Source organism: Actinophytocola sp. (assembly GCF_035762905.1).
In the GTDB taxonomy this organism is placed as follows: Bacteria; Actinomycetota; Actinomycetes; order Mycobacteriales; family Pseudonocardiaceae; genus DASYTH01.
The window spans coordinates 61,645-68,247 of sequence record NZ_DASUCC010000151.1 but is presented as its reverse complement, the minus strand read 5'-3'; the positions used below and the strand labels follow the sequence as shown (position 1 = coordinate 68,247).

Genomic DNA, 6,603 nt, shown 5'->3' with positions numbered 1-6,603 from the left:
CCGCCCCCCCCCCCCGGCCCCGGCGCGCGCGGGGTGTCAGGGCCAGGGGGTGGGTGGGGGTGGTGGGGTGACGGGTGGGCGGTCGTCGCAGGTGATGGTGTTGGGCAGGTGCCAGGGGGCGAGCCAGCCGTCGTTGTCGCCGTGGTCGGTGAGGGCGAACTCGGAGCCGGTGGCCGGGAAGTGGAAGGAGCCGCAGTTGTTGACCGCGACCGCACCGACGTTGCGGGCGTCGACGTTCGAGAAGGTGGCGGCGCCGGCGGTGCGGGCGCTGAGCACCGAGGTGCCGGTGCCGTCGACGCGGGTGTCGGCGACGTGCACGTTGGTGATCGTGTAGAGATCGCGGACGGCCCACTCGGAGACCAGCATGATCGCGTTGTAGGTGTTGTCCAGGAAATGGTTGCCGACGAGCTGGAGGTCGGCGTCGATGGACCGGTCGAGCGCGTAGATCCAGATGGCGCCGAGCCCGAGGTTCCAGTTCAGCTCCCAGCCGCCGGCGCGAACCGTTGTGTTGGCAGTGATCCACGCGGAACCGGCGAACGGCTCGGCGCCGAACCGGGAGCCGAGGTGCAGCCCGCTGCCCTCGCGGACCGGGTCGGCGACGAGGTTGGCCGACACCGTGTTGCCGGTGCCGCCGTAGAGGGCGATTCCGTTGGCCAGCACCGGAGACTGCACCGTGTTGTGGTCGAAGGTGTTGCCCGCGTTGGGAATGTGCTCGGACCACATGGCCAGGCCGTCGTCGCCGGTGTTGCGGATGAAGTTGTTGGACACCACCGAGTTCGTGACTCCGGTGTGGAAGTTGAGGGCGTCGGCGATCTGGTCCACGATCACGTTGTCGGTGACCCGGAGGTTGGACATCGGACCGTCCAGCCACAGGCCCACCTTGGTGTGCCGGATGTGCAGGCCGCGCACGGTGGAGTCGGTCAGCGCACCGCCGATGCCGTTCACCTGATCCAGGTCGATCCGCTCCCGGACGTCGCCCTCGATGGCGAAGCCGGACAGGTGCACGTTGCGGCTGCCCCCGGCGGCGGCGGGCCGGCCGTAGAAGCCGACCCCGGTGTGCACCGAGCCGTCCGGTGCCGGCGGGTCCAGCGCCACCTCGCGGCCCTTGATGATCGTGTACCAGCTGCCGGCGCCCTCGATCGTCACGTCGTCCACGATGATGTGCCGGTTCACCTGGAATGTGCCCGGCGGAACGTAAACCGGAACCCGGTGCCGCCGGGCGAACGCGATCGCCCGGTCGAATGCCGGCGCGGAGTCGCGCCGCCCGGTCGGATCTGCGCCGAACAGCAACAGGTTGGCGGCGCGGAGGTTGACCTGCGGCCGGCCGACGAGCTGCGAGTCGAGCAGGTCGATCACGGTCCACGCGGCCGGGCTGCCGGCCGGGACGGACAGCCGCAACCGGTCCCCGGCCCGGTAGGTGCGGTCGAGCAGCAGTCGTTGCTCGTCGTAGAAGTGACTGGGGCGGAACGGTTTCGGGATGACCGGACGCGGCGTGGTCGCCTCCGGCACGCACGAGCACTCGGTGATCCACCAGTCCGGGTGCAGCAGGTCGGCGTTCGGGTCGTTGCTGAACGGATACTGGTTGTACAGCCAGGCGTACCGCGAGGTGAGCGTCATGGTGCGGCGGTCCCGGCCGTTCACCGTGACCGCGAGCGGCGCGGTGATCCCGCCGCCGCCCGGCGCGTCCGGGATGCTGTACCGCACGGTGATCGCGTTCGTCGGGCCGGGCAGCGTGAACTCGACGTGCTGCCCCGCGAGCAGGCGGACCGCGGTGCGGCCGGATGCCTCCGCCGGCAGGGTGTACGCGGTCCGGTCCGGCCCGATCACCGTGCCGGTGCTCACCGCGTTCTCCGCCTCCTGCTCGGCGAAGTCGACGTGCGCGCCCCGGCCAGCCACGAGCCCGGGGTCCAGACCGGCTCGCGTCACGACCGGGGCCCGGTGGGCGTCCGCGATGCCCGGGAGGCACAGGCCCGCGGTCACCGTGACGGCGACCGTGGCGGCAACGGTGGTGATCGCGGCCCGGCGGGACGACATGCGGTGACCTTAGGACCGCGATCCGTGCTGCCACAAGTACTTGCAGTCATTCTGTTCAGTTATTGCATGATCTTGCGAAAACTCACACCTTCCCGACGCCCGCCCCCGCCAGCACGCTGGCCCGCACCGAGTTCGGATCGTCCAGCGTGTAGGCGTAGTAGTCGCGCGCCTCCTGCACGGTGCCGCTGCAGTCCGGCTGACCGGACTCGCCGACCAGCACGTTGTTGCGCGCGACGCACCGCCCGGTCGGGCCGGCGTAGTGGTTGGTCACCGTCTCCTCGGTGTTCTCGAAGTAGTTGCCCTCCACCAGACATCCGGCGTTCGCCTGGCAGGCCACACCCACGTCGGTGTTGTGCAGGTAGTAGTTGTTGTAGATGTGCACCGGCTCGCCGAACCGGATCCGCGGGTTGCGCTGCGGGGTCTGGTTGAAGAAGTTGTGGTGGTAGGTCACCTTCAACCGGCCGATGTCCTGCGCGCCGGCCCCGTCGTCGTGGCCGAGCAGCATGTTCTTCGTGTGGTTGTGCGTGTGGTTCCAGGACACCGTGAGGTAGCTCGACCCGCGCTTGATGTCGACCGCTCCGTCGAACCCGCCACCGCCGATGTCGTTGTGGTCGATCCACACGTGGTGGGAGAACATCTGCACGTTGATCGCGTCGTCCGGCCAGTTCCGGAACGACAGGTTGCGCACGATCACGTTGTGCACCGCGTTCGCCGGCGGCGCGGTGATGCCGTCGTCGTTCGGCAGGCCGATGTTCAGCCCGCCACCGGTGAACCCGGCCGTGGCGCCGACTCCGATGATCGACTTGTCCGACCCGACGTTGTGCATCGGACCGGGCAGCGTGATCGTGCCGCGCACGCAGATGTTCAGCGGCCCGGACGCGGCGATCGCGCCGAGGAACTCCTGCGCCGTGTCCACCTCGACGGTCGGCCCGCCGGCCCCGCCGGTGGTGCCGTTCTGGCCCAACACGTTGACCGAGGCGAACCCGTTCGGCCGGGCCGAGGTGTCGCAGGTGCCCGGCGTCGGCGGCACCGTGGTCGTGGTCGTCGGCGGCTGACCCACGCCCGGCGTGTCGGTCACCAGCACGTCGTCGAACGACGCGCTGGCGAACAGCGTCGCAAGACCCATGCGCCCGTTGGCGAACGTCGCGTCGGTGGCCGAAACCACCAAGACGTTGTTCAGGAACCCGCGCAGGTTCAGGCCGAACGCCTCCAGCCGCAGCGTGTGGAACGTGCCGACCCCGCCGTCCGAGGGCGCGGAGGCCAGCGGACTGAGCGCACCGCCGACCCGCCTGCCCAGCTCGATCGTGCCGCTGCTGGTGACGCCCAGGTAGTAGTAGTTGCTGGTGTTCTGCATCCGGGCGGTCACCGCGACGTGCCGGTTCGACCCGCCGAACCCGGTCGGCTTGACCCGCACCTGCACACTCTGGTCGGCCCAGATCGATCCGCCCATGGCCCGGGCGTCCGAGCTGGTACCCGACTGCCGCCACACCGGCGACCCGTCGGCCACCACCGACCAGCTCCCGCCGGACCGCGACCAGCCGTTGGCGTTGCCGTCGTCGAAGTTGTCCGTGAAGAGCACCGCCGCCGGCCCTGCTGATACTGCCGACGGCGAGGCCAGCACGGCGGCCACCGCGAGGATGAGCCCGCTGGCCGCGGCGGTGACCGCGGCCAGCCGGATGCGCCGGCTCATCAGATCCGGCCAACGCCCGCACCGGCGGTGACCGATGCCTTGACATTGTTCGGGTTCTGCGGCGTGTAGGAGTACGGCACGCCGCCGACGCTGCCGCCGGTGGCACAGCTGCCCGAGCCGACGAACACGTTGTTCACCGCCCGCAGCGCGCCGGCCGGGGAACTGCCCTGGCCCAGTTCGCACGGCGACTCGGTGTTCTCGAAGTAGTTGCCCTCGACCAGCACCGCGCTCTGCATCGTGGACGCGACACCGTAGTCGTCGACCGCGCCGTAGTAGTTGTTCAGCACGTGCACCACGTTGCCGAACCGGGTGCGCGGGTTGCGCTGGGTCGTCTCGTCGAACCAGTTGTTGTGGTAGGTCACCCGCAGCCGGCCGCTGTCCTGCGCGGTGTCACTGTCGTCGCGGCCGAGCAGCATCGTCTTGTCCGTGCCGTCGAAGTGGTTCCAGGACACCGTGGCGAAGTCCGAGCCGCGCTTGATGTCCACCGAGCCGTCGGCGGCCGGCCGGAACGTGTTGTGGTCGATCCAGACGTGGTGGGTGAACATCTGCACGTTGATCGAGTCGTCGTTGGCGTCTTCGAAGATCAGGTTGCGGATGATCACATTGTGCACGGCGTTGGCCGGCGGCGAGGTGATGTCGTCGTCGATCGCCAGGCCGACGTTGAACCCGCCGCCGCTGATCCCGGAGTTGGACCCGACACCGATGATCGTCTTGTCCGAGGACACCTCGTGCATCCCGGACGGTACGGTGATCATGCCCTGCACCCGGACGGTGCGCGGGCCGGCCGCGTTGATCTCGCTGATCAGAGCGGAGGCGGTGGTGACGGTGACGGTCGGGCCGCCGGCGCCACCGGTGGTGCCGTTCTGGCCGAGGCCGTTCAGCGTGGCGTAGCCCATGATCCCGGCCGGCGGCTGTGGCCCCGGTCCGGGCGAGGTGGTGGTGGTGGTCGTCGTGGTCGTGGTCGGCGGGGTGCCGGTGGTGGTTTCGACCAGGACGTCGTCGAAGGAGGCGCTGGCGTTGAAGGTGGCCAGGCCGGCGCGGCCGGAGCCGAACTGGGTGTCGGTGGCCTGGCCGACCTGGGTGCCGTTGACGAAGCCGCGCAGCGTGCTGCCGTTGACCTCGAGGCGCAGCGTGTAGAAGGTGCCGGTGGTCACCGTGAACGAGGTCGACGACAGCGTGGTCGACGAGCCGCTGGCCAGCTTCTTGATCTGCACCGTGTTGCTGGAGCGCAGGGTCAGGTAGTAGTAGCTGGTGTTGCTCTGGGCGCGGGCCAGCACCGCGGTGAACCGGTCGGATCCGTTGAACGCCAGGGCTTTGACTCGGGCCTGCACGGCGTAGTTGGACCAGGTGCTCTGGCCGGCCAGGGCGCGGGCGTCGCTCGAGGTGCTGGACTGGCGGGCGACCTGGGAGCCGTCGGCGGTGACCGACCAGGAACCGCCGGAGCGGGTCCAGCCGTCGAGGTTGCCGTCCTCGAAGGTGTCCGAGAGCAGGGTGTCGGCCCGGGCGGTCGGTGCGTTGGACACCGAGACCAGCGCGAAGACCACCGCGCTGATCGCCACCAGCGCAGCGGCAACCGACCAGAACCGTTTGCTGAACGTGCCGGCTAATGCTGTTGCGGGCATGGCGAAACCTCCCGTGGGCCAGGGTGGGCAGGGTGTGGGCGTGCCGGTGTGCCGGATCGGTCCGATGTGGACTCGACAGAGCTCCTGCCAAGCAGACTAGGCACCACCCCGTGGACAATCGCGCACAGCGTGTGGACTTTGGAGCTACTGCCGGGTCAGCACCACTTTGAGCGCGCCGGAGTTCTGCGGGTCGGCGAACACGTCATAGGCCTCGGGCATCTGGTCCAGGGTGAACCGGTGGGTGACGAACGCCGAGACGTCCAGCCGGCCGGCGGCCAGCATGCGCAGCAGGGTCGGGGTGCTGTAGGTGTCGACCAGACCGGTGGTGACCGTGACGTTGCGGATCCACAGGTCCTCCAGGTGCAGCGTCGCCGGCTTGCCGTGCACCCCCACGTTCGCCACGTGTCCGCCGGCGCGGACCAGCGTGGTGCACAGCTCGAAGGTCTCCGGCACGCCGACCGCCTCGATCGCCACGTCCGCGCCGAGCCCGCCGGTCAGCTCGCGAACCAGGCCGACCACGCCCTGCTGAGGGCTGGCCACCAGGTCCGCGCCGAACCGGGTGGCCGCATCCAGCCGGGGCTGGGCCAGGTCCACCGCGACGATGTGGCTCGGGCTGTACAGCCGGGCGGCGAGTATCGCGGCCAGCCCGATCGGGCCGGCGCCCACCACCACCACGGTGTCGCCGGGCTGCACCCCGCCGTTGCGCACCCCGACCTCGTATGACGTGGGCAGGATGTCGGCGAGCAGCACGGCCGCCTCGTCGCTCACCCCGTCCGGCAGCGGGTGCAGCGAATGGTCGGCGAAGGGCACCCGCACGTACTCGGCCTGGGTGCCGTCCACCCGGTGCCCGAGGATCCAGCCGCCGCCCCCGATGCACTGGCCGTAGCTGGCCGAGCGGCAGTAGCGGCACCGGCCGCAGGCGCTGATGCAGGACACCAGCACCCGCTGGCCCGGGGCGACGAGGCCGACCCCGGCGCCCACCTCGGCGACCGTGCCGACCGCCTCGTGGCCGAGGATGCGGCCGGACTCCACGGTCGGCACGTCGCCCTTGAGGATGTGCAGATCGGTGCCGCAGATCGTGACGGCGTCGACCCGGACGATGGCGTCGGTTGGCTCGAGCAGGCCGGGCTGGGTCACGTCGCGCCAGACCCGGTGACCCGGCCGCTCGTACACCAGCGCCTTCATCGGTGCCTCCCGAGTCACTCGGAGGAGTGATTGTGGACGGACACATCGGACAGTCCACAGGCCGCCGATTAG

The 6,603-nt window shown here is 70.0% G+C and carries 4 protein-coding genes; all 4 read right to left on the bottom strand.

What is annotated here, in order from left to right:
• Nucleotides 1–36 precede the first annotated feature (36 nt).
• A complete protein-coding gene (locus tag VFV67_RS33330) occupies nucleotides 37–2,034 on the bottom strand; it encodes a glycosyl hydrolase family 28-related protein (RefSeq protein ID WP_326474694.1) in 1,998 nt (665 codons plus the stop codon).
• An 82-nt stretch (nucleotides 2,035–2,116) separates the two neighbouring features.
• Nucleotides 2,117–3,724 carry a hypothetical protein gene (locus VFV67_RS33325; RefSeq protein WP_326474693.1) on the bottom strand — a complete coding sequence of 536 codons (1,608 nt, stop codon included), beginning with the start codon at nucleotides 3,722–3,724 and terminating at the stop codon, nucleotides 2,117–2,119.
• Nucleotides 3,724–5,346 (bottom strand): pectate lyase family protein, encoded by a 1,623-nt coding sequence (locus VFV67_RS33320; protein ID WP_326474692.1) that lies wholly within the window; start codon nucleotides 5,344–5,346, stop codon nucleotides 3,724–3,726. The genes VFV67_RS33325 and VFV67_RS33320 overlap by 1 nt, the downstream gene beginning before the upstream one ends.
• A 144-nt stretch (nucleotides 5,347–5,490) precedes the next feature.
• The gene (locus tag VFV67_RS33315) at nucleotides 5,491–6,531 is read right to left on the bottom strand and encodes a zinc-dependent alcohol dehydrogenase family protein (protein ID WP_326474691.1); all 1,041 of its coding nucleotides are present in this window, start codon (nucleotides 6,529–6,531) and stop codon (nucleotides 5,491–5,493) included.
• Between the last annotated feature and the right edge of the window lie 72 nt (nucleotides 6,532–6,603).

What these genes read in the sequence shown, in the direction of transcription:
- VFV67_RS33330 (WP_326474694.1), bottom strand. Translation starts at nt 2,034, where the DNA reads ATGTCGTCCCGCCGGGCCGCGATCACCACCGTTGCCGCCACGGTCGCC.
- VFV67_RS33325 (WP_326474693.1), bottom strand. Translation starts at nt 3,724, where the DNA reads ATGAGCCGGCGCATCCGGCTGGCCGCGGTCACCGCCGCGGCCAGCGGG.
- VFV67_RS33320 (WP_326474692.1), bottom strand. Translation starts at nt 5,346, where the DNA reads ATGCCCGCAACAGCATTAGCCGGCACGTTCAGCAAACGGTTCTGGTCG.
- VFV67_RS33315 (WP_326474691.1), bottom strand. Translation starts at nt 6,531, where the DNA reads ATGAAGGCGCTGGTGTACGAGCGGCCGGGTCACCGGGTCTGGCGCGAC.